The 25138-nt window shown below is 69.1% G+C and carries 24 protein-coding genes; 19 read left to right on the top strand and 5 right to left on the bottom strand.

All coding sequences use genetic code 11. From position 1 onward, the window contains the following. Nucleotides 1-598: thiamine pyrophosphate-binding protein (locus BFN01_RS00240; protein WP_256220972.1), on the top strand; the 598-nt coding region annotated here is incomplete at its 5' end. 41 nt (nt 599-639) lie between these two features. Here the strand turns inward: BFN01_RS00240 and rmuC are convergent. Then, on the bottom strand, nt 640-2208 hold the full coding sequence (gene rmuC / locus BFN01_RS00235) for a DNA recombination protein RmuC (RefSeq protein WP_071640328.1): 1569 nt from the start codon (nt 2206-2208) through the stop codon (nt 640-642). A gap of 56 nt (nt 2209-2264) precedes the next feature. Here rmuC and BFN01_RS00230 point away from each other — a divergent pair, with 56 nt between their 5' ends. Continuing rightward, nucleotides 2265-3119, top strand: a complete 855-nt coding sequence (locus tag BFN01_RS00230; protein WP_071640326.1) for a polyphosphate kinase 2 family protein — start codon at nt 2265-2267, stop codon at nt 3117-3119. 9 nt (nt 3120-3128) lie between these two features. On the opposite strand, the gene BFN01_RS00225 is transcribed toward BFN01_RS00230, so the two are convergent. Then, nucleotides 3129-3842: a class I SAM-dependent methyltransferase gene (locus BFN01_RS00225; RefSeq protein ID WP_071640324.1), complete on the bottom strand. Its 714-nt coding sequence runs from the start codon at nt 3840-3842 to the stop codon at nt 3129-3131. A 41-nt stretch (nt 3843-3883) separates the two neighbouring features. Between BFN01_RS00225 and BFN01_RS00220 the strand changes: the two genes are divergently transcribed. The 5 genes from BFN01_RS00220 to BFN01_RS00200 all read left to right on the top strand — a co-directional run bounded on the left by BFN01_RS00220 (nt 3884) and on the right by BFN01_RS00200 (nt 9410). Beyond that, the gene (locus tag BFN01_RS00220) at nt 3884-4438 is read left to right on the top strand and encodes a DUF402 domain-containing protein (RefSeq protein WP_143187101.1); all 555 of its coding nucleotides are present in this window, start codon (nt 3884-3886) and stop codon (nt 4436-4438) included. A gap of 83 nt (nt 4439-4521) precedes the next feature. Further along, nucleotides 4522-5790, top strand: coding sequence for an isochorismate synthase MenF (locus tag BFN01_RS00215; RefSeq protein ID WP_071640322.1), 1269 nt, complete (start codon nt 4522-4524; stop codon nt 5788-5790). Between the two features lie 58 nt (nt 5791-5848). Next, entirely contained in the window at nt 5849-6910 is a 1062-nt protein-coding gene (locus BFN01_RS00210) for a polyprenyl synthetase family protein (RefSeq protein ID WP_071640318.1), read from the top strand. 13 nt (nt 6911-6923) lie between these two features. Further along, nucleotides 6924-8297 (top strand): FAD-dependent oxidoreductase, encoded by a 1374-nt coding sequence (locus BFN01_RS00205; RefSeq protein ID WP_071640316.1) that lies wholly within the window; start codon nt 6924-6926, stop codon nt 8295-8297. Between the two features lie 27 nt (nt 8298-8324). Further along, on the top strand, nt 8325-9410 hold the full coding sequence (locus BFN01_RS00200; protein ID WP_083428550.1) for an alpha/beta hydrolase: 1086 nt from the start codon (nt 8325-8327) through the stop codon (nt 9408-9410). Here the strand turns inward: BFN01_RS00200 and BFN01_RS15275 are convergent. The 3 genes from BFN01_RS15275 to BFN01_RS00185 all read right to left on the bottom strand — a co-directional run bounded on the left by BFN01_RS15275 (nt 9319) and on the right by BFN01_RS00185 (nt 12065). Further along, a complete protein-coding gene (locus BFN01_RS15275; RefSeq protein ID WP_071640314.1) occupies nt 9319-9963 on the bottom strand; it encodes a GntR family transcriptional regulator in 645 nt (214 codons plus the stop codon). The two genes, BFN01_RS00200 and BFN01_RS15275, sit on opposite strands and share 92 nt — an antisense overlap. A gap of 215 nt (nt 9964-10178) precedes the next feature. Further along, nucleotides 10179-10667, bottom strand: a complete 489-nt coding sequence (locus BFN01_RS00190; protein ID WP_071640312.1) for a YajQ family cyclic di-GMP-binding protein — start codon at nt 10665-10667, stop codon at nt 10179-10181. Between the two features lie 45 nt (nt 10668-10712). Continuing rightward, nucleotides 10713-12065, bottom strand: coding sequence for a serine/threonine-protein kinase (locus BFN01_RS00185; protein ID WP_071640311.1), 1353 nt, complete (start codon nt 12063-12065; stop codon nt 10713-10715). A 269-nt stretch (nt 12066-12334) separates the two neighbouring features. Between BFN01_RS00185 and BFN01_RS00180 the strand changes: the two genes are divergently transcribed. The 12 genes from BFN01_RS00180 to fusA all read left to right on the top strand — a co-directional run bounded on the left by BFN01_RS00180 (nt 12335) and on the right by fusA (nt 24994). Continuing rightward, the gene (locus tag BFN01_RS00180) at nt 12335-13588 is read left to right on the top strand and encodes a maltose ABC transporter substrate-binding protein (protein WP_071640309.1); all 1254 of its coding nucleotides are present in this window, start codon (nt 12335-12337) and stop codon (nt 13586-13588) included. 76 nt (nt 13589-13664) lie between these two features. Further along, on the top strand, nt 13665-15281 hold the full coding sequence (locus BFN01_RS00175; protein WP_071640307.1) for an ABC transporter permease subunit: 1617 nt from the start codon (nt 13665-13667) through the stop codon (nt 15279-15281). Between the two features lies 1 nt (nt 15282). Beyond that, complete coding sequence (locus BFN01_RS00170) at nt 15283-16227, top strand: sugar ABC transporter permease (RefSeq protein WP_071640305.1); 945 nt, start codon at nt 15283-15285, stop codon at nt 16225-16227. A 134-nt stretch (nt 16228-16361) separates the two neighbouring features. Further along, nucleotides 16362-18281, top strand: a complete 1920-nt coding sequence (locus BFN01_RS00165; protein WP_071640303.1) for a glycoside hydrolase family 13 protein — start codon at nt 16362-16364, stop codon at nt 18279-18281. Beyond that, nucleotides 18278-19063, top strand: coding sequence for a hypothetical protein (locus BFN01_RS00160; RefSeq protein ID WP_071640301.1), 786 nt, complete (start codon nt 18278-18280; stop codon nt 19061-19063). Before BFN01_RS00165 ends, BFN01_RS00160 begins: the two co-directional genes overlap by 4 nt. A 73-nt stretch (nt 19064-19136) precedes the next feature. Beyond that, nucleotides 19137-19295 (top strand): hypothetical protein, encoded by a 159-nt coding sequence (locus tag BFN01_RS15270; protein ID WP_177243762.1) that lies wholly within the window; start codon nt 19137-19139, stop codon nt 19293-19295. A gap of 130 nt (nt 19296-19425) precedes the next feature. Beyond that, on the top strand, nt 19426-20526 hold the full coding sequence (locus BFN01_RS00155; RefSeq protein WP_071640299.1) for an ABC transporter: 1101 nt from the start codon (nt 19426-19428) through the stop codon (nt 20524-20526). 15 nt (nt 20527-20541) lie between these two features. Next, nucleotides 20542-21033 (top strand): hypothetical protein, encoded by a 492-nt coding sequence (locus BFN01_RS00150; RefSeq protein ID WP_071640297.1) that lies wholly within the window; start codon nt 20542-20544, stop codon nt 21031-21033. A 65-nt stretch (nt 21034-21098) separates the two neighbouring features. Continuing rightward, nucleotides 21099-21746, top strand: a complete 648-nt coding sequence (locus BFN01_RS00145; RefSeq protein WP_071640295.1) for a spermidine/putrescine ABC transporter substrate-binding protein — start codon at nt 21099-21101, stop codon at nt 21744-21746. Between the two features lie 211 nt (nt 21747-21957). Beyond that, nucleotides 21958-22326, top strand: a complete 369-nt coding sequence (gene rpsL / locus BFN01_RS00140; protein WP_018187369.1) for a 30S ribosomal protein S12 — start codon at nt 21958-21960, stop codon at nt 22324-22326. Between the two features lie 5 nt (nt 22327-22331). Continuing rightward, nucleotides 22332-22802, top strand: a complete 471-nt coding sequence (rpsG, locus tag BFN01_RS00135; RefSeq protein ID WP_017201608.1) for a 30S ribosomal protein S7 — start codon at nt 22332-22334, stop codon at nt 22800-22802. Nucleotides 22803-22879: 77 nt separating this feature from the next. Further along, nucleotides 22880-24994: an elongation factor G gene (gene fusA, locus BFN01_RS00130; protein WP_071640292.1), complete on the top strand. Its 2115-nt coding sequence runs from the start codon at nt 22880-22882 to the stop codon at nt 24992-24994. Nucleotides 24995-25138: the final 144 nt, after the last annotated feature.

The following is a 25138-nucleotide window of genomic DNA, read 5'->3' as shown; positions in this document are numbered from 1 at the left end:
CAGCGCCGAACGCCTCGACGCGGTGCGCGCCGAGCTCGATGCGGTGCGCAAGCGCGTCGACCGGCAGATCCTGGTGGATGCCGTCTGGCGCGCCACCTGGCCGCACGATCGGCTCGTGTTCGGGTCGTCGCGTCTCGTGCGCGTGGCGGATCAGGTGCTCGGCGGCAAGAAGGTTCCGGTGCACGCGAACCGGGGGCTGGCGGGCATCGACGGCACGGTCGCGACGAGCATCGGCATCGCCCTGGCCAGCCAGGCCGATGGGGCACCGGGCGTGACCCGGGTGCTGCTCGGCGACCTCGCCTTCCTGCACGATGTCGGCGCGCTGCTGCTGCCGGGCGACGAGCCGGCGCCGCGCATCCAGGTGATCGTCGGCAACGACGGGGGCGGCACGATCTTCGACGGGCTCGAGGTCGCCGCATCCGCAGCGCAGGACGACCTCGATCGCGCGTTCTACACGCCGCACCGGGCGCAGCTGGCCGAGCTCGCCACCGCCTACGGGTGGCAGTACGAGCGGGTGACGACGCGCTCCGCGCTCGATCAGACGCTGACCTCCGCCATCACAGGACCGCAGATCATCGAGGTGCCGCTCGAGCGCTGAGCCCGACGGCTGCGGCGCGGACCACGCCGGCCAGTGCCTGGTCAGTCCAGGCGCTGCGCGATCTCGCCCAGGTCGGCGCTCGCGAAGCGCTCGTCGGAAGCGTCTGCGCCGGCCGCCTCGATCTCGTACAGGTCGCTCTTCTGCGGAGCGACCGCCTGGGCCTCCACCGGCTGCGTCTCGGTGAGCACGTCGTCGAGCCCCTGCAGGGCGCTGAAGCGGCGGGCCTGCGTGACGACGTTGCGGTCGAGGGACCCGGCGAACCGGTTGTACGCGTCGACTGTCGAGTTGAGACTGCGGCCCAGCTTCGCCAGATGCTGACCGAGGGTGCCGAGCCGCTTGTGCAGCTCTTTGCCCACCGTGAAGATCTGCTGCGCCTCCTGGGCCAGCTGGTCCTGCCGCCACGCGTGCCCCACGGTGCGCAGCAGGGCGATGAGCGTCGACGGCGTCGCGATCACGACGTTCCGCTCGAAGGCGTACTCGTAGAGCGTGGCGTCCTGATCGAGGGCGGCAGCCAGGAACGGCTCGGCGGGCACGAACATCACGACGAACTCGGGAGACCCGGCCACGACATCCCAGTACTGCTTGGTGCTCAGGTCGTCGATGTGTTTGCGCAGATGACGCGCGTGGGCCTGCAGGCGCTGTGTGCGGACGGTGTCGTCGGTGGCCTCCATCGCCTCGAGATACCCGCTGAACGCGACCTTCGAGTCGACGACGACGCGCTTGTCGCCGGCAAGGTGCACCACGAGGTCGGGGCGCAGGGCACCGTCGTCGGTCGAATGGTGCAGCTGCTCGTCGAAGTCGACGTGGTTCACCATGCCCGAGGCCTCGACCACGCGTCGCAGCTGCAGCTCGCCCCAGCGGCCTCGCACCTGCGGCGCGCGCAGCGCGTTGACGAGATTGCGGGTCTCGGAGCCGAGCGTCTCCGACGACTGGCGCATCATCTGCAGCTGCTCGGCGAGCGCGGCGTGCGCCTCCAGCCGTGCCTTCTCGGCGGTCGTCATCTCCGACTTCACGGTGTCGAGCGTCTTCTGGATCGGCTCGATGAGCTGCTGCACGGCATCCTGTCGCTTCTGCAGCTCGGCGGCACCTTCGCTCTGGCTGCGCTTGAGCCGCTCCTCGGCCTGCTGCAGGAACGCCTTCGTGTTGGCCTCCAGCGCCCTGCGGCTGAGCGCGTCGAACTCGTCGGCGAGGCGCTTCTGATCGGCTTTCAGCTCGTCAAGGCGCTCCGCCGCGCGTAGACGCTCCGCGAGCACGTCCGCGTCGGCTTCGTCGCGCACCTCGGCCAGGCGACGGGCATGCTCGGCACGCTCGTGCGCGAGCCGCTCCTGCGCCTCGCGTCGGGCATCCGCCAGCGCGGTCTCAGCCAGCTCCCTGCCCTCGGCCACGCGACGGTCGGCCAGCGCCCGCTCGTCCTGCACCCGGGCGGCGGTCTCGGCGCGCAGCGCCTCGGCCTCCCGCTCGAGGGCGGCGACGCGCAGCACCGCCGCAGCGGCCTCGGCACGCTGGTCGGCATCGGCCGACCGGCCGCGCTGAGCGCCGACCGCGAATCCGAGCGCTCCAGCGAGGGCGGCGGCGATCACCGCGATGACGACGACGAGAACGGTGTCCATGCATCCGATTGTGAACCAGGGCGCCGACATTACCGTTCCAGGGGCATGATGTCTGCATGGCGACGCACACGTGGACGACCGAACCGGCAGAGCTGCTCAGAGTGCGAGAGGGATTCTCGCTCGCCGACGTCGACGCCGACGCGCACCCCGGCTTCGACGGTGACAAGAGCAGCGGCACCGCGCTGCTCGAGGAACGCGAGCAGCGACTCGACGAGCTGCAGGAGCGCCTGTTCGCAGCCAGCCGCGTGGGCGACGGGCACGACGCGGTGCTGCTCGTGCTGCAGGCGATGGACACCGCCGGCAAGGGCGGGATCGTGCGTCACGTCGTCGGCGGAGTCGATCCACAGGGCGTCGACTTCGCGGCGTTCAAGGCGCCCACCGAGCAGGAGCTCGCGCACGACTTCCTGTGGCGCGTCGAGAAGCGGCTGCCGCGGCCGGGGATGATCGGCGTCTTCGACCGCTCGCACTACGAGGACGTGCTGATCGGTCGCGTGCGCGCTCTGGCCGACGAGTCCGAGATCGAGCGCCGGTACGACGCGATCGTCGATTTCGAACGCCGCGTCGCGGCATCCGGAACCCGCATCGTCAAGGTCATGCTGCACATCTCGCGCGACGAGCAGAAGGAGCGGCTGATGGAGCGGCTGGAACGCCACGACAAGCACTGGAAGTACAACCCCGGAGACGTCGACGAGCGGATGCTCTGGGACGACTACATGGACGCCTATCAGACCGTGTTCGACCGCACCTCGACACCGGAGGCGCCGTGGTACGTCGTGCCCGCGGACCGCAAGTGGTACGCGCGCCTCGCGGTGCAGGAGCTGCTCATCGACGCCCTGGAGGACATCGACCCGCAGTGGCCGCCCGCCGACTACGACGTCGAGGCGGAGAAGAAGCGACTCGCCGCCAGCTGAGCCGGAGGCTCAGGCCTGGGGCTTGCGGGCGCGGTGCAGGGCGACGATGCCGAACGACAGGTTGCGGTACTCGACATCCGTCCAGCCCGCCTCGCGGATCCATCCCGCCAGGGTGCGCTGGTCGGGCCAGTCGCGGATCGACTCGTTCAGGTAGTCGTAGGCGTCGCCGTTGGTGCCGGCCAGACGCGCGATGCGCGGCAGCACCTGTGCGTTGTAGAAGCGGTAGAACCCGCGGAAGAAGCGCCCGGGAGGGGTCGAGAACTCGTTGATCACCATGCGGCCGCCGGGTTTCGTGACGCGCAGCAGCTCGCGCAGCGCCTTCTTCGGCTCCTGCACGTTGCGCAGGCCGTACGACATGGTGACCGCGTCGAACTCCTCGTCGCCGAAGGGCAGGTCCGTGGCATCCGCCTCGATGAAGGTGATGTTGTGCAGGTGCCCGTGCCTGCGGCGGCCCTCGGCCAGCATCCCCGGGGAGAAGTCGGCGGCGACGACCTGCGCTCCGCCGGCGGCGAGGGAGGCGGAGGAGGATGCCGTGCCGGCGGCCAGATCGAGGATCCGTTCCCCGCGCCTCGGCGCGACCGCACGCGTCGTCGCCGCCCGCCACAGGGCGTCGTTGCCGAGGGTCATGACCGTGTTCGTGCGGTCGTACCCCTTCGCGACCTGGTCGAACATGCCGCTGACACGGGAGGGGTTCTTGCCGAGATCGGCGCGGTTCGGCTGCATGCTTCGATCCTAAAGCGCGCACTCGCCCATAGACTCGCCGCGTGATCGCGAACCGCCCCGCACCCGGCACGCCGATGGCCATGACCTGGCGCAAGTGGGACGGGTCGCCGCACTGGAACAACCACGTCGTCTACCTGGGGGCCGACGGGTGGGGCGACTGGGTCGGCCAGCCGGTCGGCTGGCGCAGCCACCGGCCCGGTGCCGACTTCGTCGCCGAGTCGCCCAACGTCACGCTCGTGCCGCGCGACCACACCGACTTCGCGCTCACCGTGCACCGCGGGCACCCGCGCGGCCTGCGCGTCTACATCGACCTCGCGTGGGACCTGCGCTGGACAGACGACCCGCCGGTGTCGACCGCGATCGACATGGACCTCGACGTCGTGCGGCGCCTGAACGAGCAGGGCACCTACGTCGACGACCGCGATGAGTGGGCCGAGCACAGCATCCGCTACGGATACCCGGCCGAGGTCATCGACCACCTCGAGGGTCGCGCCCTCGAACTGGAGCAGCAGGTGCGCGCGCAGCTGGCTCCCTTCGACGACGCCACCGCCGACCCGTGGCTCGACCGCCTCATCGCCCTCGGCCTCGACCGCTGACCCCCCGCATCCCGTGACGAAACGGGGAATGTGACGCCCGCCGCGCCGATCCCGCGCCCCCGCCGCGCGGATAGGCTGTACGGGTGAGCAGCATCCGCCTGGTCGCCGAGACCCGCGAGATCCCACCCGTCGGGGATCTGCTGGCGCACACCTCCGCCGTCCGGCCTCTCGTCTGGCTGCGCCGTGGCGAGGGCATCGTGGCCGCCGGCGACGGGATCGCCGCGGTCGTCCGCGCTCCCGCGGGCAGCGGCCGCAAGCGCAGCGAGGTCATCGCCGACGCCTGGCGCGAGATCACCGCGCTGGCCGACATCGACGACGAGGTGCGCCTGCCGGGCACCGGGCTGGTCGGCTTCGGCGCGCTGGCCTTCGATGAGGACTCGTCGTCCGACAGCGTGCTGCTCGTGCCGCAGACGGTGATCGGGCTGCGTGACGGACGCAGCTGGATCACCCGCATCCGTCCGGCATCCGATGCCGGCTTCGCCCCGCTCCCCGCCCCGGTCGTCCTCGGTCCGCACTGGGCCGGTCGCGTGGGACCCGGCGCCCAGACTCCGCAGGGGTATCAGGATGCCGTGCGCGGCGCGCTCGACGAGATCGCCGCCGGCGCGTACAGCAAGGTCGTGCTCGCACGCGACCTGACGGGCACCGTCCCCGGCGACGCCGACCTGCGCCGCCTCGTGCGTGCGCTGGCGATCGGGTACCCCGACACGTGGACATTCGCCGTCGACGGCCTCATCGGCGCGAGCCCCGAGACCCTCGTCACCGCACGCGAGCGGGTGGTCACCGCGCGCGTGCTGGCCGGCACGGCAGGCCGCGGGGCCGACCCGTCCGAGGACCACGCGGCGTCCGCCGCGCTCGCCGCGAGCGGGAAGGACCTCGACGAGCACCGGTACGCCGTGCACAGCGTTCTCGCCGCACTCGGCCCGCATACCAGTGCGCTCGACGCCGACACCGAGCCGTTCGTGCTCGAGCTGCCCAATCTCTTCCACCTCGCGACCGACGTCGCGGGGCGACTCAGCGACGGCGCCTCATCGCTCGATCTGGTCGGGGCGATGCATCCCACCGCCGCTGTCGCGGGCACGCCGACGGATGCCGCGATCGCCGCGATCCGGCGCATCGAGCCCTTCGACAGGGGGCGCTACGCCGGGCCGATGGGCTGGATCGACGCAGCCGGGGACGGCGAGTGGGCGATCGCGCTGCGCTGCGCGCAGTTCGGCGACGTGCCCGGTGCGGCATCCGGCGCGAGGCGCGTCACGGCGTACGCCGGCGCGGGCATCGTCGCGGGCAGCGAGCCGGAGTCGGAGCTGCTGGAGACGCGCGTGAAATTCCGGCCGCTCGTCGACGCGCTCGCGTGAGCGGCTTCTGGGCGCCCGTCGTGCCGTCGTCCTCTGTGGCGAAGGTAGGGTTGACTACGTGACTTCAGGCCCCGCGACCCCGGGCACGCGACTGGCGAGCCGACTCGGCTTCAGCGACCGCATCTTCCTCGGCCCCGGTGCGCGGCGGGTCGCCTCGCGCATCGAGGCCGGTCTCGACCTGGTCGAGGCGGGCATCGCCGAAGAGGTCAAGGTGGCTGATTCCATCGCGGATGCCGCGGCCCGCTACCTCTACGAGGCCGGCGGCAAGCGCATCCGGCCGGTGCTCACCCTGCTCACCGCCCAGCTCGGCGACGGCGGCACCGCCGCGGTCATCGACGTCGCCAAGGCGCTCGAGCTCACCCACCTCGGCTCGCTGTACCACGACGACGTGATGGACGGCGCCGACACCCGCCGCGGCGTCCCCGCAGCGCACGCGGTCTGGGGCAACAACGTCGCCATCCTCACCGGCGACATCCTGTTCTCGCGGGCGAGTCAGATCATGTCGCGGTACGGCGATCGCGCGATGCGCCTGCAGGCCGACACGTTCGAGCGGCTCGTGCTCGGCCAGCTTCGCGAGACCGTCGGCGCGCAGCCCGGTGATGACCCGATCGACTTCTACATCCAGGTTCTGGCCGACAAGACCGGCTCGCTGATCGCCGCGGCGACACAGGGCGGTGCGATCTTCTCGAACGCCCCGGCCGAGTTCGAAGAGCCGCTGCGCGTCTACGGCGAGAAGGTGGGTGTCGCCTTCCAGCTGCTCGACGACGTGCTCGACCTCTCGGCCGACGCAGAGGAGACCGGCAAGGTGCCGGGCACCGACCTGCGCGCCGGTGTGCCGACCATGCCGTCGCTGCTGCTCAAGACGAGCACCGCACCCGACGACGTCGACCTCGCCCGCCGTATCGATGAGGGCGTCGCCCGCATCGCCGAGGGTGCAGACTCGTCGGTGCTCGACGGACCGCTCGCCGAGCTGCGTGACAACGATGCCACTGCACAGACTCTGACTCTCGCCCGCACCTGGACGGCCGACGCCGTCGCCGCGCTCGCGCCACTGCCCAAGGGCACCGTGCGCGACGCGCTGACCCGGTTCGCGGAGACTCTCGCTGATCGCAGCAGCTGACGGAAGGAACCCCATGACGAAGCTCAAGCTGGCCATCGTCGGGGCGGGACCGGCAGGCATCTACGCCGCCGACCTCCTGCTCAAGGCCGAGCGCAAGTTCGATGTCTCCATCGACCTGTTCGAGCAGCTGCCCGCGCCCTACGGTCTGGTCCGCTACGGCGTCGCCCCCGATCACCCGCGCATCAAGGGCATCATCACGGCGCTGCGCGACGTGCTCGACCGCGGTGACATCCGCCTGTTCGGCAACGTGCGCTTCGGTACCGACATCACCATCGACGACCTCAAGCGCCACTACAACGCGGTGATCTTCGCCACCGGCGCCGTGCGCGATTCGTCGCTCGACATCCCGGGCATCGACGCCGACCACTCGTTCGGCGCGGCCGAGTACGTGAGCTGGTTCGACGGGCATCCGGATGTGCCCCGCGAGTGGAGTCTGGATGCCGAGTCGGTCGGCGTCATCGGCAACGGCAACGTCGCGCTCGACGTCGCGCGCATGCTCGCCAAGCACGCTGACGATCTGCTCGTCACCGAGGTGCCCGACAACGTCTACCAGGGTCTGAAGGCCAGCCGCATCACGGACGTGCACGTGTTCGGTCGCCGCGGCCCGGCCCAGGTGAAGTTCACGCCGCTCGAGCTGCGCGAGCTGGGGGAGCTGCGCGATGTCGACATGGTCGTGTACGACGAGGACTTCGACTACGACGAGGCGTCACGCCAGGCCGTCACCAGCAACAAGCAGGTCATGGTGATGGATCGCATCATGCAGTCGTGGCGCAAGCTCGACTCGGTGAACAACGCGGGTGGCACGGCATCCCGTCGCCTGCACCTGCACTTCTGGGCTCGCCCGGTCGAGGTCAGGAAGGACGAGAACGGCCGCGTCGCGGCGCTCGTCTACGAGCGCACGACGTCCGACGGCGCCGGCGGTGCGGTCGGCACCGGCGAGATGCGCGAGGTGCCGATGCAGGCGCTCTACCGCGCGATCGGGTACTTCGGCTCGCCGCTGCCCGGAGTGCCGTTCGACAAGAAGCACGGCGTGATCCCCAACCGCGAGGGACAGGTGCTCGAGACGAAGTCGAACCAGCGCGTGCCCGGCATCTACGCGACAGGCTGGATCAAGCGCGGGCCGGTCGGCCTGATCGGCCACACCAAGTCGGATGCCATGGAGACGGTGCGGCATCTGATCAACGACCAGGGCTCGTGGTGGCAGCCCGAGGATCCGTCCGACGAGGCGATCCCGGCACTGCTCGCCGAGCGCGGCGTGGCATGGACCGACCTCGAGGGCTGGCACCGTCTCGACGCGCACGAGATCGAGCTCGGCGCGCCGCACGAGCGTGCACGGGTGAAGCTCGTGCCGCGCGACGAGATGGTGCGCGTCTCGCGCGGGGAGTGAGATCTCCGCGCCCGGTAGGTTGAAGGCATGGCCGACTGGGTTCCCGATGTGCTCGGTGAGGGCTTCCAGCAGCTCACCCTCCCGCTGGGAGAGGACGTCGAGGGGGAGATCGTCGCGACCGTCGTGCGCGCTCTGCCCCGTCCCGTCCCGTGGTGGCGGCCGGGTGGCGACCGCCGTCCGCTGGCCGACGTCGACGTGCTCTACGTGCACGGGTGGTCGGACTACTTCTTCCAGAAGCGGCTCGCGCGGTTCTGGAACGATCGCGGTGCCCGGTTTTTCGCTCTCGACCTGCGCAAGTACGGTCGCAGCCTGCGCCCCGGGCAGACACCGGGATACGTGACGGATCTCGACGAGTACGACGCCGACATCGCGGCCGCGCTCGAGGCGAGGGGGGATGCCGGTGGCCGGCGTCTCGTGCTGCTCGGTCACTCCACAGGAGGGCTCATCCTCAGCCTGTGGGCATCGCGTCATCCGGGTCAGGTCGACGCCGTCGTGCTCAATGCGCCGTGGCTGGAGTTCCAGCTCGGCGCTGCTCGCGCGGCGATCACCCCGGTGGTCGAGCTGCAGGCCCGGCTGCGTCCGATGGAGGCGGCGCCTCAGGTCGACCTCGGCTTCTACACGAGGGCGCAGCGCGAAGTGGCGGATCCGGACGATCCGGTCGAGGTGAATCCGCTGTGGCGGCCGGAGCAGGCGATGACCGTGCACGCCGCCTGGCTGCGGGCGGTGCTCGCCGGGCACGCCGCCGTGTCACGGGGCCTGAACATCGAGGCGCCGATCTGCGTGCTCCTCTCGGCGCGGTCGGCGCTGCCCACCCGATGGTCCGATGAGCTGACGTCGGCGGACAGCGTGCTCGTGGTCGACGACATCGCCCGAGCCGCGCTCAAGCTCGGTCCCTCGGTGACCGTCGAGCGGATCGATGGCGCACTGCACGACGTCTTCCTGTCGCGCCCAGACGCGCGCGCCGACGCGTACGCGCGCCTCGACCGCTGGGTGCGCGGGTGGGCGCACGCCGACGCCGCGCTCAGACGAGCCAGTACATCCGCCGACACGCCTGCTCGGCGGCATCCGCTTCGCCCCGTTGCAGCGCGTCCTCCAGCTCTGCGCACGCGCTGATCACCGACGGGCGTCGTTCGACCGGCACCTCGTGCGTCTTCAGCGCACGTGCGAGGGCGAGGCTGGCCTCGTCGATCACCGCCTGCTGCAGGGCGTTGTCCGTGCGGGCGGCCAGGTACTCGATCACGGCGCGCCGTGCGCTCGAGGTCGAGACCGGATCCGACACGTCGGCGGCCACGGCGCGGATGAGCCGGCCGACCGTCTTCACCTCGCCGGGCTTGAGACGCGGGCAGGCGAGGCGCACGATGAGACTCGCCTGCAGACCGGCGAAGATGTGCGCCGTCTCGACCTGATCTGGCGTGACCGACGACACCTCGGTGTATCTGCTCGGATACATCATGACCAGGCCGATGCGCTCGAGCCGTTGCAGCGCCTCGCGCACGGGCGTGCGCGACACCGACAGCTCGGCGGCCAGCTCGCTGTCGCGGATCCGCGCCCCCGGGGCGAGCTCGCCGCTCACGATGCGCTCACCGATCAGATGGAACAGACCCTCGGCGAGAAGCTGCTTCCTTGCCGCGATATCGACCCTCGGCGGTCGTTCGACGTCGACCATGTATCTCTCCCCAATACGCCTCACGGCGTCCCCGGGCTGCCCCATACAACCCATACACCGGCATTCTACTCAGCGGGTCCGACATGGTTCCGGCGGCGCTGTCCGCGCCGTCGCGACGCGACCGTCAGGCGACGCGCACGGCGCTCGTCAGGGGGAGGGAGCACAAGAGCCGCGCTCACCCGGTGAGCGCGGCTCTCGGCTGAGACAGGAGCGTGTCAGCGGTAGTTGATGAACTGCAGGTCGATGTCGAGGTCGCTGCTCTTGAGCAGGGCGATCACAGCCTGCAGGTCGTCGCGGCTCTTCGACTGCACGCGCAGCTCGTCGCCCTGGATCTGGCTCTTCACGCCCTTGGGGCCCTCGTCGCGGATGATCTTGCCGATCTTCTTCGCGTTCTCACTCGAGATGCCGTCCTTCAGGCTCGACGTGAGGCGGTACTCCTTGCCGCTCGCGACCGGCTCACCCGACTCGAGGCTCTTCAGAGAGATGCCGCGCTTGATCAGCTTCGACTGGAACACGTCGAGCACGGCGTTCACGCGCTCCTCGGAGTTCGCGACGATCACGATCTGCTCGCCGCTCCACGAGATCGAGGCGCCGGTGCCCTTGAAGTCGTAGCGCTGCTCGATCTCCTTGCGTGCCTGGTTGAGAGCGTTGTCGGCCTCCTGGTGATCAACCTTGGAGACGATGTCGAACGAAGAGTCAGCCATGACTACCACCATAGAGCGTTGCCCCCCACAGCCGGGGGCTCCGCATCACTTGCCTTTTCCTTTGCCCTGCGAGGAGTCGCTCTTGCCCGCGGCCTTGCCGGAGTTCGTCTGCGGCGAGCTTCCCGAGTTGTTCCCCGGGCCCGCGTTCGGATTCCCGCTCGCGTTCTCCGCCACCGTGCTGCCCGCGGTCTTCACCTCGGTCTGAGCCGGTTGAGCCGGTTGAGCCGGCTCGACGGGCTCGACCGGTGTCTCGGCGATCGGCGTGGTGACCGGCTGCTCGGCATCCGGAGCGGCTGGCGTCTCCGCGACCTGCGCGGGGGTGACGGTCGGCGTCGGGTCGGAGCCGGCCGGCCAGGCCATCCATCCGCCGACGAGCACGGCGGCCGCGGCGGCAGAAGCGGCGAACAGTCCCATCGTCCGACGGCGCATCGGGCGACGCTCCTGCACATCGGGCGTGGTCGCCGACGCGATCTTCGGCGCCACCGGGGTCGCGATGGCGACCGCCGGCAGCGCCTTCGTCACCGCAGTGGGGGCGGTCGTCACTCCGGCGGTGTCATCACGGGCATCCGTCGACATGATCGACACCTCGTGCACCACCTCGGCGGCTGTCGGGCGCTGGTCTGGCTCGCTGTGGGTCATCCGACGCAGCAGCCGCACCCACTCGACGCCGAGTTCATCCGGGATGCTCGGCTCGCTGACCAGACGCGCGAGCGCGGTCTGCACGTCGCGGGTGCGCGGGAAGGCCGGCTCACCCGTGAGCGATTCGAGCAGCACCAGGCCGAGGGAGTAGATGTCGGCGGCAGGGGTGATCGGATCGGCCCGCACCTGCTCGGGTGCCATGTACGCGGCCGTGCCGATGGCGATCCCCGGTGAGGTGCGTCGCGCCTCGTCGGGGTGGAAGGCGATGCCGAAGTCGGTGAGCTTCGCCGTCCAGCCGTCGTTCGCGTCGGAGCGCGCCAGCAGCACGTTCGACGGTTTGACATCCCGGTGCACGATGCCGCGCCGGTGCACGACCCGCAGCGCGTCCGCGAGGTCGCGACCGATCGCGGCCGTCTCGCGCCGACTGAGGGGGCCCTGCAGGAGACGGGTGGCGAGCGTCGGCCCGTCGATGAACTCCATCACCAGGTAGCGAGGGTGGGGCAGGTCGAGGCTCGCGTCGTAAAGGGCGACGAGGGAAGGATGGGAGAGGGATGCCAGCAGCGCGGTCTCACTGTGCACCCGCTCGGACTCCAGGGGCATCTCGTCGTCGGCGCGCAGCAGCTTGATCGCGACCGTGCGGCGCAGCAGGGTGTCGTTGGCGCGGTACACCATCGAGGTTCCGCCCCTGCCCACGCAGCCGTCGAGTCGGTATCGGCCGTCGAGGAGGGGAGCAGTGGCCTCGTCGTCGATCGTGTCCATCGCAACTCCGCAATCCGGCACGGCTCGGGACGCCGTGACCCTGCTCACGCTAGGTGTCGTGCGCCCGATCGTCTTGCGCCTTGACGATGTGCGGCAGACGTGCAATAGAGGGCGAGCTTGAAAGCGTTTCCATGGCAGCGCCAGGGAGTGAGTGTGGATCACATGTTGGTCTCGGTGATCTCGCCCATTGCGCACCGTCCTGGGAGGGATGCATACTGTAAGCGCTTGCAGTTTCCGCAGGCCACCCGCATCCAGAGAGGCACGCACCAATGAAGGTGACAAAGAGGAGCATCCTCGCGTTCGGCGCACTCGCCGCAACTTCCGCACTGGCCCTGGCCGGCTGCTCATCATCCACTCCCGCCGGCGACGACAACTCCGGTGACAGCGCCGAGCTCTCGGGCCAGATCACCGTGTGGGTCGACGCCGACCGCGCGGACGTCATGAAGGAGGCGGCGGCGGAGTTCACCGATGACACGGGCGTGAAGGTGGCGTTCGTGCAGAAGGAGTTCGGCGAGATCCGCGACCAGTTGGTGCAGCAGGCGCCCACGGGCAAGGGTCCGGACGTCGTCGTCGGCGCCCACGACTGGCTCGGCATCCTCGTCAGCAACGGCGTCGTCGCCCCCGTCGAACTGGGCGACCGCGCCGAGGAGTTCCAGCAGATCGCCCGCGACGCGTTCAGCTACGACGGGCAGCTCTACGGCGTGCCGTACGCCATCGAGAACATCGGCCTCATGCGCAACACCGACCTGGTCTCCGAGGCGCCCACCGACTTCGACGACATGATCGCGAAGGGCAAGGCGGCAGGCACGGAGTTCCCCTTCCTCGTCGGTCTCGACCCTGAGCAGTCCGACCCGTACCACCTGTACCCGTTCCAGACCTCCTTCGGCGCCCCCGTCTTCGGACAGAACTCCGACGGCAGCTACAACGCCGAAGACCTGCAGGTCGGCAACGACGGCGGCAAGAAGTTCGCCTCATGGCTGGCCGAGCAGGGCAAGGCCGGGGTGTTCAACACCAACATCACCGGTGACCTGGCCAAGGAGAACTTCCTCGCGGGCAAGTCCCCGTTCTTCCTCACCGGTCCGTGGAACGCTCCGGCAGCCACCGAGAAGGGGCTGAACATCGCGATCGACCCGATCCCGTCGGCCGGTGGCGAGGACGCGCAGCCGTTCGCCGGCGTGCAGGGCTTCTTCCTGAGCGCCGAGAGCAAGAACAAGCTCGCCGCGAACGAGTTCCTGCTCAACTACGTCGGCTCCGAGAAGGTGCAGACCGCGCTCTACGAGGTCGGAGGACGCGCACCCGCCCTGACCGCCGCGTTCGAGTCCGCCGTGAAGGACGACCCGATCACCGCCGGCTTCGGCGAGGTCGGCGCCAATGCCGTGCCGATGCCGAGCATCCCCGAGATGGGTTCGGTCTGGCAGTTCTGGGGCGTCACCGAGGCTGCCCTCATCAACAACAAGGGCGGCGACCCGACCGCTCTCTGGGAGAAGATGACCGCCGACATCCAGGGCGCCATCAGCAAGTGATCAGTCGACGGGGACGGCATCCCGCGACGGATGCCGTCCCCGTCCCTGCATCGACGATTCTCGACGAGGACGGATTATGACGATCACCCAGGACCCCGAGCACGGGGTCGTCGCTCCCCGGACGGCGCGCCAGCGCCGCGCCGCCCGCATCGCCGAGGCCGCCGCCGGCGGCTGGGGGCTGGTGCTCATGAAGATCGTCCTGCTCGGACTGATCCTCGCCCTCGCGGTCTTCGCCGCCTTCGTGCTCCTGCGCACCGACCTGTGGGTGCCCGCCGTCGTCGTGGTCGCGGCGGCGCTGCTCGCTGTCTGGGTGTACATGGGGCGCGGGCGCCTCCCGGGCAAGTATCTGATGCCCGGCCTGGTGTTCCTCTTCATCTTCCAGGTCTTCGCCGCCCTCTACACCGGCTACGTCGCATTCACGAACTACGGCACCGGCCACAACTCCGATAAGGACAGCGCCGTCAACGCTCTCATGCTGTCGGCGCAGGAGCGGGTGCCCGATTCGCCGGCCTACCGGCTCACCGTTCTCGACCAGCTGGGCGAGCTGTCGTTCCTCGTCACAGACCCCGACGGCGACGTGAGCATCGGCGGTCAGGACCGCCCGCTCGAAGAGGTCTCCGGAGCCGAGATGGACGGCGGCGAGGCCGTCGGCGTCGCCGGCTACACCACCCTGAAGTTCGGCGACATCGTCGCGAAGCAGGAGCAGATCGCAGACATGGCGGTTCCGCTCAGCGACGACCCCAATGACGGCGTGCTGCGCACGCCGGACGGCTCGTCGGCCTATGTCTACACCTCCAGGCTCGTCTACGACGAGAACGTCGGCACGATGACCGACACGAGCAGCGGGGTCGTCTATCGCGACATCGGCACAGGCGCATTCACGGCGGATGACGGCACCGAGCTCACGCCCGGATGGCAGATCAACGTCGGCTTCGACAACTTCGCGCGCGCATTCGCAGAGCAGTCCATCCGCGGGCCTTTCCTGCAGGTGCTCGTGTGGACCTTCGCCTTCGCCATCCTGTCGGTGCTCACGTGCTTCGCGCTCGGCCTCTTCCTCGCGATCGTGTTCAACGACCCGCGCATGAAGTCGAAGAAGTACTACCGGGTGCTGATGATCCTGCCCTACGCCTTCCCCGGTTTCCTGTCCGCGCTCGTCTGGGCCGGCATGATGAACCAGGAGTTCGGGTTCCTGAACGTGGTGGTGTTCGGCGGCGCCGACATCCCGTGGCTCACGAACGAGTGGCTGGCGAAGGCCAGCATCATCCTCGTCAACCTGTGGCTGGGCTTCCCCTACATGTTCCTGATCTGCACGGGAGCGCTGCAGTCGATCCCGGATGACGTGCAGGAGGCCGCACGCGTCGACGGAGCGAGCGCCTGGCAGATCTTCCGCTCCATCAAGCTGCCGCTGCTCCTGGTCGCGGTCGCCCCGCTGCTGATCTCGTCGTTCGCGTTCAACTTCAACAACTTCAGCCTCATCTACATGCTGACCGGCGGCGGTCCTCGAGATGTCACCGCCGGGGTGAACGTCGGCGCCACAGACATCCTGATCACCATGGTGTACAAGGTCGCGTTCGTCGGATCCACCTCCGACTACGGACTCGCCAGCGCCTTCTCGATCATCATCTTCATCCTCGTCGCAACCATCTCGGTCATCGCCTTCCGGCGGACCAAGGCCCTGGAGGATCTGAACTGACATGAGCACCACGCAGATCACCCCGCCGTCCACGAGCACGAGCACGATCGTCACCGGAGCCGGCGTGCGCGGCGACAGCCCCGAACCGCGCCGACCGTTCAGGAAGTACTTCCGCGAGACGGGCTGGCGCCACCTGGTCGGCATCGTCGCCACCGTGTTCGCCCTGTTCCCGCTGCTGTACGTGTTCAGTGCCTCGCTGAATCCCGGCGGAACCCTGCTCACCGCCAACTCGCTGTTCAGCAGCTGGGACTTCGGAAGCTACATCCAGCTGTTCCAGAACCCGTCGCAGCCGTACGGTGCGTGGTTCATGAACACGCTGGTCATCGGCCTGACGACTTCGGTGCTGACCGTGCTGCTGGGAGCGCTGGCGGCCTACAGCTTCTCGCGGATGCGCTTCAAGGGCCGACGCTTCACGCTCACCTCGCTGCTCGTCGTGCAGATGTTCCCGCAGATGCTGGCGATGGTCGCCATCTTCCTGATCATGGTGACGATCAGCGACATCTTCCCGGCCATCGGGCTGAACACGCAGATCGGCCTGATCATGGTCTATCTGGGTGGCGCACTCGGCGCGAACACCTATCTCATGTACGGGTTCTTCAACACCGTCCCCGCATCCATCGACGAGGCGGCGAAGATCGACGGCGCCGGTCACGCCCGCATCTTCTTCACGATCATCCTGCGCCTGGTGGCGCCCATCCTCGCCGTCGTCGGCCTGCTCAGCTTCATCGGCACCTCGAGTGAGTTCGTGCTGGCGAGCGTCATCCTCATCGACCCCGACAAGCAGACCCTCGCGGTCGGTCTGTACCGATTCGTGGCGGACGAGTTCTCGAAGAACTGGAGCGTGTTCGCCGCCGGAGCGGTGCTCGCCGCGATCCTGCCGGTCGCACTGTTCCTCGCGCTGCAGAAGTACATCGTCGGCGGTCTCACCGCCGGCAGCGTGAAGTAGAGCAGGCGGCGGGCGCCGCGCCCGTGGGAGAATTCCTCTCGAACTGAAAACTCAAGGGCTCTGTCATGGCAGCCGGCCGTGCAACCACGTCGCTTCCGACGGGTTGCACCGTCGCACCCATGAAAGGCCCACCCATGTCGCTTCCGCTTCCTCATCACGACGGCTCGCCCCTGTACGTCTCGAACGACGCACCGCAGCTCGGAGAGACCGTCACGGTCCGGCTGCGCGTCCCTGCCGGATACGGCCCGCTGACGGCCGTGCGCACGCGCTCCAACCCCGATCACGAGCCGGTGTGGACGGATGCCGTGCGCATCGGCTCCGGCGACGGCTGGGACTGGTGGGAGGCGCCCGTCACCGTCGGCAACCGACGACACGGCTACCGCTTCGTCCTGGTTCACGAGGACGGCCGGGTCGAGTGGCTGAACCAGAGCGGCCTCCACCGACTCGAGACGCTGGATGCCGAGGACTTCGCGCTCGTCGCCCACCCGGCGCCTCCCGCGTGGCTGCGGGAGGCTGTGATGTACCAGATCTTCCCGGACCGGTTCGCCCGCTCGGCTCAGGCCGATGAGCATCCGGCACCGGAGTGGGCGATCCCCGCCGCGTGGAACGAACCCGTCGACCCCGTGCTTCCCGGACGCTCGCAGCAGTTCTACGGCGGCGACCTGCCTGGCATCGTCGAGCACCTCGACCACCTGGTGTCGCTCGGGGTGAACCTCGTGTATTTGACGCCGGTGTTCCCCGCCCGGTCCAACCACCGCTACGACGCCGCGAGCTTCGACTCGATCGATCCGCTGCTCGGCGGCGATGACGCGTACATCCGCCTGATCGAGGAGTGCCACGCCCGCGGCATCCGGGTGATCGGAGATCTCACCAGCAACCACTCCGGAGACCGCCACGAGTGGCTCCAGGAGGCCCTGGGCAGTCCCGGAGCGGCCACCGAGACGTTCTACTACTTCACCGACGAGAGCAACACCGACTACGAGAAGTGGCTGGGGACCCCCACGCTGCCCAAGTTCAACTGGGCCTCCGCGGCGCTGCGCGAGCGGTTCATCACCGCGGACGACTCGGTCGTCGCGAAGTGGCTGAAGCCGCCCTACTCGATCGACGGATGGCGCATCGACGTCGCGAACATGACCGGGCGTCTCGGAGACATCGATCTCAACGCCGAGGTGCGGCAGCTGCTGCGCGAGACGATGCTGCGCGTCGCCCCGGATGCCGTCCTGCTCGCCGAATCCACGAATGATGCCACCAGCGACCTGCAGGGCGACGGATGGCACGGAGCCATGACCTATCCCTCGTTCACCCGCCCGTTGTGGGGATGGCTGAGCGCGCCGACTCGTGAGCCGTATCTGACGGCGGAGGGGGAGCAGCGCACCGAGCCGTGGTTCTTCGGGCAGCCGATCGGCGGCATCCCGTCGTACACGGCAGCGGAGTTCGCAGGCGCGGTGACGCGATTCACGGCCGGCATCCCGTGGCGGGTCCGGATCGCCAACATGCAGCCGCTCGACACGCACGACACCGGCCGCTTCGCCACGCACGCGGCGCCGGGAAGCGTGCAGGTCGCCGTGGGGCTGTCGATGACTCTGCCCGGTCTGCCGGTCGTCTACGCCGGCGACGAGTTCGGGCTCACCGGCGCCGACGGCGAGGTCAGCCGCACGCCGATGCCATGGTCGCGGCAGGACGATCCCCTTCCCGCTGAGACGCTCAGGACCTATCAGGCGCTGGTGGGACTGCGCCGCGCGCACCCCGTGCTCGGCGACGGCGGAATGCGCTGGCTGCATGTCGATGACGAGACCGTCGTGTTCGTGCGAGAGGGTGAGGACGAGAGCGTGCTGGTGCTGGCGACCCGCGGCGGGGCAAACCTCGTGCTGGCTCCCGGCGCGGTTGCGGGGGCGTCGTCGGCCGAGAGGCGGTACGGCGATGCGGCGCTGGCCGTGACGCATGACGGAGTGGCGCTCGCCGCGGATGGCCCCGCCTTCGCCGCCTGGGCACTGCCCGGAGTGGCCGTGCCGGCCGCGTCGCGTGGTGCTGACCGGAGCGAGGCGCGCGCGTGACCGCACCGGAGCGGTTCGAGGCGCTCAGCGCCGGACTCGCCGACGGGGTCCGGCGACACGACGATCTGATCGGACTGGTGATGCTGGGATCGGCCTCCGAGCAGGCCCGGTTCCGGCGCGACGAGTGGTCGGATCACGACTTCTTCGCCCTCATCGAGCAGGGCCGCGGGCACGAGGTCCGGCCTGACCTGTCCTGGCTGCCGGACCGGGAGCGGATCGTGCTGACCGCCCGGGAGGGCGAGATCGGCTTCGTCGCCGTGTACGACGACGGGCACGTGTTCGAGTTCGCGCTCTCCGAGGCCACGGAACTCGGCGGGGCTGTCGCGGGCGACGCGACGGTGGTGGTCGACGACGCGGCGGGCACCACGGCGATGCTGCTCGACGCCGCGCGCCGCCGCGCGGACGATCTCGACCGGTTCGACCCGGCCAACGACGCGCGAATCGTCCTCGTGAAGCTGCTGATCGGGGTCGGGCGGGTGCGCCGCGGCGAGCGATTGAACGGCGGGTCGTTCATCCGGCAATGGGCCGTGCAGATGCTCGTGCGAACCATCCGAGGGCGCGAATCGGGGCGATCCACCGCGCTGCGCGACGCGATCGACCCGGTGCGGCGGTTCGAGCACGACTTCCCGGACTGGGCCGCCGAGATCGCGGACGCGCTCGCCGCGCCCGAGGAGGACGCGGCCAGGACTCTGTTCGGGATGCTGCGCCGTCTCGAACCCGGCTGGCCGCAGTTCCCCAGCGCGGCGGCGGATGCCGTGGCGGCGAGGCTCGGCTGGGAGTAGGACAGCGGGGAGCGGACGGCGACACGACCCGAGGGTCCCGAAGCAGGGCGAGTGCCGGGCGTACGGTGTGCATATGGCAGCACGGGTCGGAGGGCGCAATCTGGCGATCAGCTGGATCGTCGGCGCGCTGTGCGCAGGTGTCGTGACCGCTCTGCTCTGGCTGTCGCTTCCGGCTGGCCCCGGGCTGCTGTTCGTGGTCGGCCAGCTGCTCGACGGGACTGTGCCGAGATAGCGACAGGCCCGAGACAGCGTCAGTCCTGAGACGGCGGCCGCCCGATATCCGGGACACATCGGCACGCCTGCGCCGTGCGGATCACGCGCGGCGCTAGCCTCGGTGTGCATCTATCACGAGAGGCGACCACATGAGCGACCCCGAAGTTCCCAAGAACGAGCAGCACCACGACGTGGACGACGTCGTCGGCCGTGCCAACGAGGGACTCGACGCCGCCGCCGCTGCTCGCGCGGACGCGTCGAACCCGGCTGCCGAGGCGAAGCCCGCCGACCCCGACATGGAGGCGTTCGCGGCTGCTGAGCGCGACTACCCGGGTACCTTCGGCGCATCCGAGCCGGCCGACGCCGACCGCCACATCGACGCCGACCGCGACCGCCATGCCGATGCCGATGCCCGAGCCGACGCCGACCGCCGTGCAGACGTGGCCGATGCTGCCGCTGCTGAGGCCGCAGCCGCCGATGCCGACCGCGTCGATTCCCACCGCGAGGCGTCGGCAGACCACGCCGTGTCCGGCACCGCGTCCGCAGACGCCGATGCGCACCGCGCGACCCACGCCGACCGCGAGCACCACCCGACGGTCGCCGATACGGCCTATGCGCCCCACTCCCCATCCGCCGCCGAGACCCAGGTCGTGCCCGCCGAGCCGGTGGCGCCCCCTGCGGCGCCGCAGCCGATCTTCGTGCAGGCCCCCGAGCCGCCCCGCGAGCTGGGCAACCGCGGCGCCGCCGGCGCCATCGGCCTGGTGGCGACGGTCGCCTTCGCCATCCTCTACCTCGCCGCGATCCTCGGCTTCGGCGCACTGGGCGGCGACGTCACCCTCGAGAACGTCGGCACCGCCGCGCTCGAGACGCTGATGACGTGGTCGTTCTGGGTTCCGGTCGTCGTGTTCTTCCTGTCGTTCTGGCTGCTGGGCGCCTTCGTCAACCGTGCTCGCTGGGGCACGTGGGTCATCTTCGGCCTGTTCGTGGCCATCGCGACCTACGGCGGATACATCCTCGGCCAGCTCTTCCAGGCGCCGTTCTGGCGTGTCACCGCCACCGAGTCGGTCCAGCTGGTGAACGAGCAGCTGCTCGCACCGCTGGCCATCGCCTCGTTCATCTTCGCCCGTGAGCTGACGATCTGGTTCGGCGCCTGGGTCGCCCGCAGCGGAGCCAAGAAGAAGGCGCTCAACGCCGAGGCGCAGGCGGAGTACGAGCGCACGCTCGAAGCGGGTCCTGCCGCACTGCGATGAGCGTAGTCTGACGGCATGAGCCTCAGAGACCCCCGCGGCCCCGTGCCGGAGGGGGTCTCTGCGTTTCTCGCCGGGGTGGTGGGCGGGGTCTGCTTCGCCGCCTTCGCCATTCCCGGACTGGGGATGCTGTCGTACTTCGCCGACGTCGACATCATCTCCGTCGAGGGACTCACCCTCTGGCCGGGAGTAGCGGGCATGGCGGTCGCGATCGCCGTCTTCGCGCTGCTGCTGGCACCGCTGCTGCGAAGGCGGCTTCCGCCCTACGGCGCGATGGTCCTCGTGGCGCTGGCCACGGCGCTCGCGCATCTCGCGGCAGTCTGGCTGTCGGCCATGGCCGGGGGCTCCGGACTCGCGCACGCGTCGGCAGCCGCATCGCAGATCGTCGTCCGCGGCTCCAGCGTCGTCATCATCGTCGCCGCGCTGATCGCCGGATGGATCGCCGTGGCGCTGCGCCGCTCGCGGTCGGGCACGCCGCGGTGGCCGTGGGAGCGCGACGACGACGAGTGACGGCGGACGCGCCGCCACTGGCAGGAAAGCGCGCCTGGAGGGCATCCCGGCCCTACTCTGTATTCGTGGAGAGGTCGCTGGAATCCCTCGTCGACCAGGCCGTCGAGGCCTGGCTGCGCTGGGTGCCGCGCTGGGCTCCGGCCACGCACCGGGGCCGGGTGGCGCCCTGTCGTCGCTGCCTCGGCTCTCCCGTGCTCTCCGCCGTCGGCATCGGCGGCAACGTGCCGCACGGGGTGCAGCACGGGCTCTCGACGCGGATCAAGTCGATCGTCGACCAGGCCGTCGCCGAGTACACCGCGCGCAACCTGCCGATGCTCCAGGCCGAGCTCGACCACCAGGCGGCGAGGAACCGGTCGCGCGCCTACCGGCCGGCCGACGGTCTCGATCCCGAGTACGAGGGGATGCCGCTCGATCCCGACCCCGTTCCGGGCGCGCCGTTCCTGTTCACCGTCGCGGGCCTGGCCGACGAGGCGGCTGCCCAGCTGCCGCCTCTGCCCCCGCTCTCCGACGAGGCCAAGGCCGCGCTGCGTCAGGAAGTCGCGCTCGCTGACGAGTACGCCAACATGGTCGGACGAGAGATCTGCGGCCTGCTGCTGCGGCACCGACTGCACGTGCAGGCGGCGATCTCGCAGTACGTCGAGCCGCAGATCGAGGCGATGCTGGCCGAGCTCAGCGAAGCACTGGACTCGCCCTTCGACCCGGACACGCCGTAGCACAGCATCCGGTGCTCATTTGACCGCCGCCGCCCGTGGCGCGTACACTTGATCGGGTGTGTGCATCACTGTGCGCACGCAGGGCGCCGGCACCGTCGGTTCGCCCCCACGGCATACCCATCACACCAAAAGCCCGACTTCTCTGTCGAGCCGGTGGGTCATGATGTGAAACCCATCACGCTGTCACCGTGCAGCACTATGAGGAGAGAACGTGCCAACTATTCAGCAGTTGGTTCGCAAGGGACGCTCGCCCAAGGTCACCAAGACCAAGGCGCCCGCCCTGAAGGCGAACCCGCAGCAGGCCGGCGTGTGCACCCGCGTGTACACCACCACCCCGAAGAAGCCGAACTCGGCGATGCGCAAGGTCGCTCGTGTGAAGCTGCGCAACGGCACCGAGGTGACCGCCTACATCCCCGGTGAGGGCCACAACCTCCAGGAGCACTCGCTGGTGCTCGTCCGCGGTGGTCGTGTGAAGGACCTCCCCGGTGTCCGCTACAAGATCGTCCGCGGTGCGCTCGACACCCAGGCAGTCAAGAACCGTAAGCAGGCTCGTTCCCGCTACGGCGCGAAGAAGGGCTGAGTCAGATGCCTCGTAAAGGTCCCGCACCCAAGCGCCCCGTCGTCAACGACCCGGTCTACGGCGCCCCGATCGTCACCTCGCTGGTGAACAAGATCCTCGTCGACGGCAAGAAGTCGCTCGCCGAGTCCATCGTCTACGGCGCCCTCCGCGGTGTCGAGGCGAAGAACGGCCAGGACGCCGTCGCCACCCTCAAGAAGGCGCTCGACAACGTGCGCCCCACCCTCGAGGTCCGCAGTCGCCGCGTCGGCGGCTCGACCTACCAGGTTCCCGTCGAGGTCAAGCCGCACCGTGCGAACACCCTCGCGCTGCGCTGGCTGGTCAGCTACGCCAAGGGCCGTCGTGAGAAGACGATGACCGAGCGTCTGCAGAACGAGATCCTCGACGCGTCGAACGGTCTGGGTGCCGCGGTCAAGCGCCGCGAAGACACCCACAAGATGGCCGAGTCGAACCGCGCCTTCGCCCACTACCGCTGGTAAAGGGCTGAGCGGATGCCGCCACCGCGGCATCCGCTCCCACTCTCTGTTCGTTCCTGAACCATCCCGGAGGAACCCCCGTGGCACAAGAAGTGCTCACCGACCTGAGCAAGGTCCGCAACATCGGCATCATGGCGCACATCGATGCCGGCAAGACCACCACGACCGAGCGCATCCTGTTCTACACGGGTGTCAACCACAAGCTCGGCGAGACCCACGACGGCGCGTCGACGACGGACTGGATGGAGCAGGAGAAGGAGCGCGGCATCACGATCACGTCTGCCGCCGTGACCTGCTTCTGGAACAACAACCAGATCAACATCATCGACACCCCCGGTCACGTGGACTTCACCGTCGAGGTCGAGCGCTCGCTGCGCGTGCTCGACGGCGCTGTCGCCGTCTTCGACGGCAAGGAGGGCGTCGAGCCCCAGTCCGAGACCGTCTGGCGTCAGGCCGACAAGTACGACGTGCCCCGCATCTGCTTCGTCAACAAGATGGACAAGCTGGGCGCCGACTTCTACTACACCGTCGACACGATCGTGAACCGCCTGGGCGCCAAGCCGCTCGTGCTGCAGCTTCCGATCGGCTCCGAGAGCGACTTCATCGGTGTCGTCGACCTCATCGAGATGCGCGCGCTCGTGTGGCCCGGTGACTCCAAGGGTGACGTGACCATGGGCGCCTCGTACGAGGTGCAGGAGATCCCCGCCGACCTTCAGGAGAAGGCCGAGGAGTACCGCCAGCACCTGCTCGAGACCGTCGCCGAGACCGACGACGCGCTGCTCGAGAAGTTCTTCGGCGGCGAGGAGCTCTCGATCGCCGAGATCAAGGGCGCGATCCGCAAGATGGTCGTCGCGAACGAGATCTACCCGGTGCTCTGCGGCTCGGCGTTCAAGAACCGCGGTGTGCAGCCGATGCTGGACGCTGTCGTCGACTACCTCCCGAACCCCCTCGACGTCGGTGCCATCGAGGCGCACGACCCGAAGGACGAGGAGAAGGTCATCGAGCGTCACCCCGACGCCAACGACCCGTTCTCGGCCCTCGCCTTCAAGGTCGCCGTGCACCCGTTCTTCGGTCGCCTGACCTACGTGCGCGTGTACTCGGGACACCTCGACTCGGGCTCTGCCGTGGTCAACTCGACCAAGGGCAAGAAGGAGCGCATCGGAAAGATCTTCCAGATGCACGCCAACAAGGAGAACCCGGTCGACTCGCTCACCGCGGGCAACATCTACGCCGTCATCGGCCTGAAGGACACCACCACCGGTGACACCCTCGCCGACCCGGCCGCCCCGGTCGTGCTCGAGTCGATGACGTTCCCGGAGCCGGTCATCGAGGTCGCCATCGAGCCGAAGACGAAGGCCGACCAGGAGAAGCTGGGTCTCGCGATCCAGAAGCTCGCTGAGGAGGACCCGACGTTCCGCACCGAGCTCAACCCCGAGACCGGTCAGACGACCATCAAGGGCATGGGCGAGCTGCACCTCGACATCCTCGTCGACCGCATGAAGCGCGAGTTCCGCGTCGAGGCGAACGTCGGAAAGCCCCAGGTGGCCTACCGCGAGACGATCAAGAAGACCGTCGAGAAGCACGACTACACCCACAAGAAGCAGACGGGTGGATCGGGCCAGTTCGCGAAGATCCAGTTCAACATCGAGCCGCTCGACCTCGACGGCGACAAGACGTACGAGTTCGTCAACGCCGTCACCGGCGGTCGCATCCCGCGCGAGTACATCGGCTCGATCGATGCCGGTTTCCAGGACGCGATGAACGTCGGCGTGCTGGCGGGCTACCCGATGGTGGGCGTCAAGGCGACCATCGTCGACGGTGCCGCTCACGACGTCGACTCCTCGGAGATGGCGTTCAAGATCGCCGGCTCGATGGGCTTCAAGGAGGCCGCACGTCGCGCCAACCCGGTGCTGCTCGAGCCGCTGATGGCCGTCGAGGTCCGTACTCCGGAGGAGTACATGGGCGACGTCATCGGCGACCTGAACTCGCGCCGCGGGCAGATCCAGTCGATGGAGGACGCACAGGGCGTCAAGGTGGTGCGCGCTTCGGTGCCGCTGTCCGAGATGTTCGGCTACATCGGCGACCTGCGCTCGAAGACCTCCGGCCGCGCCGTCTACTCCATGGAGTTCGACAGCTACGCTGAGGTTCCGCGCGCCGTCGCGGATGAGATCATCCAGAAGGCCAAGGGCGAGTAAGCCCTTCACCGGATGCCGGGGTCTCGGCCCTGGCATCCGGTACCCCACAACTTCACATTCACTCTCTACTAAACTGAGAAACCGAAATCCGTAGGGAGCCGGTCACAATCCAGTGCCCGGCGATCTCTACACGAACGTCCTGAG

It is taken from the genome of Microbacterium sp. AR7-10, from assembly GCF_001878835.1.
GTDB lineage: Bacteria > Actinomycetota > Actinomycetes > Actinomycetales > Microbacteriaceae > Microbacterium > Microbacterium commune.
Note: the sequence above shows the minus strand (reverse complement) of the source record. Positions and strands in the feature narration are given on the sequence as shown.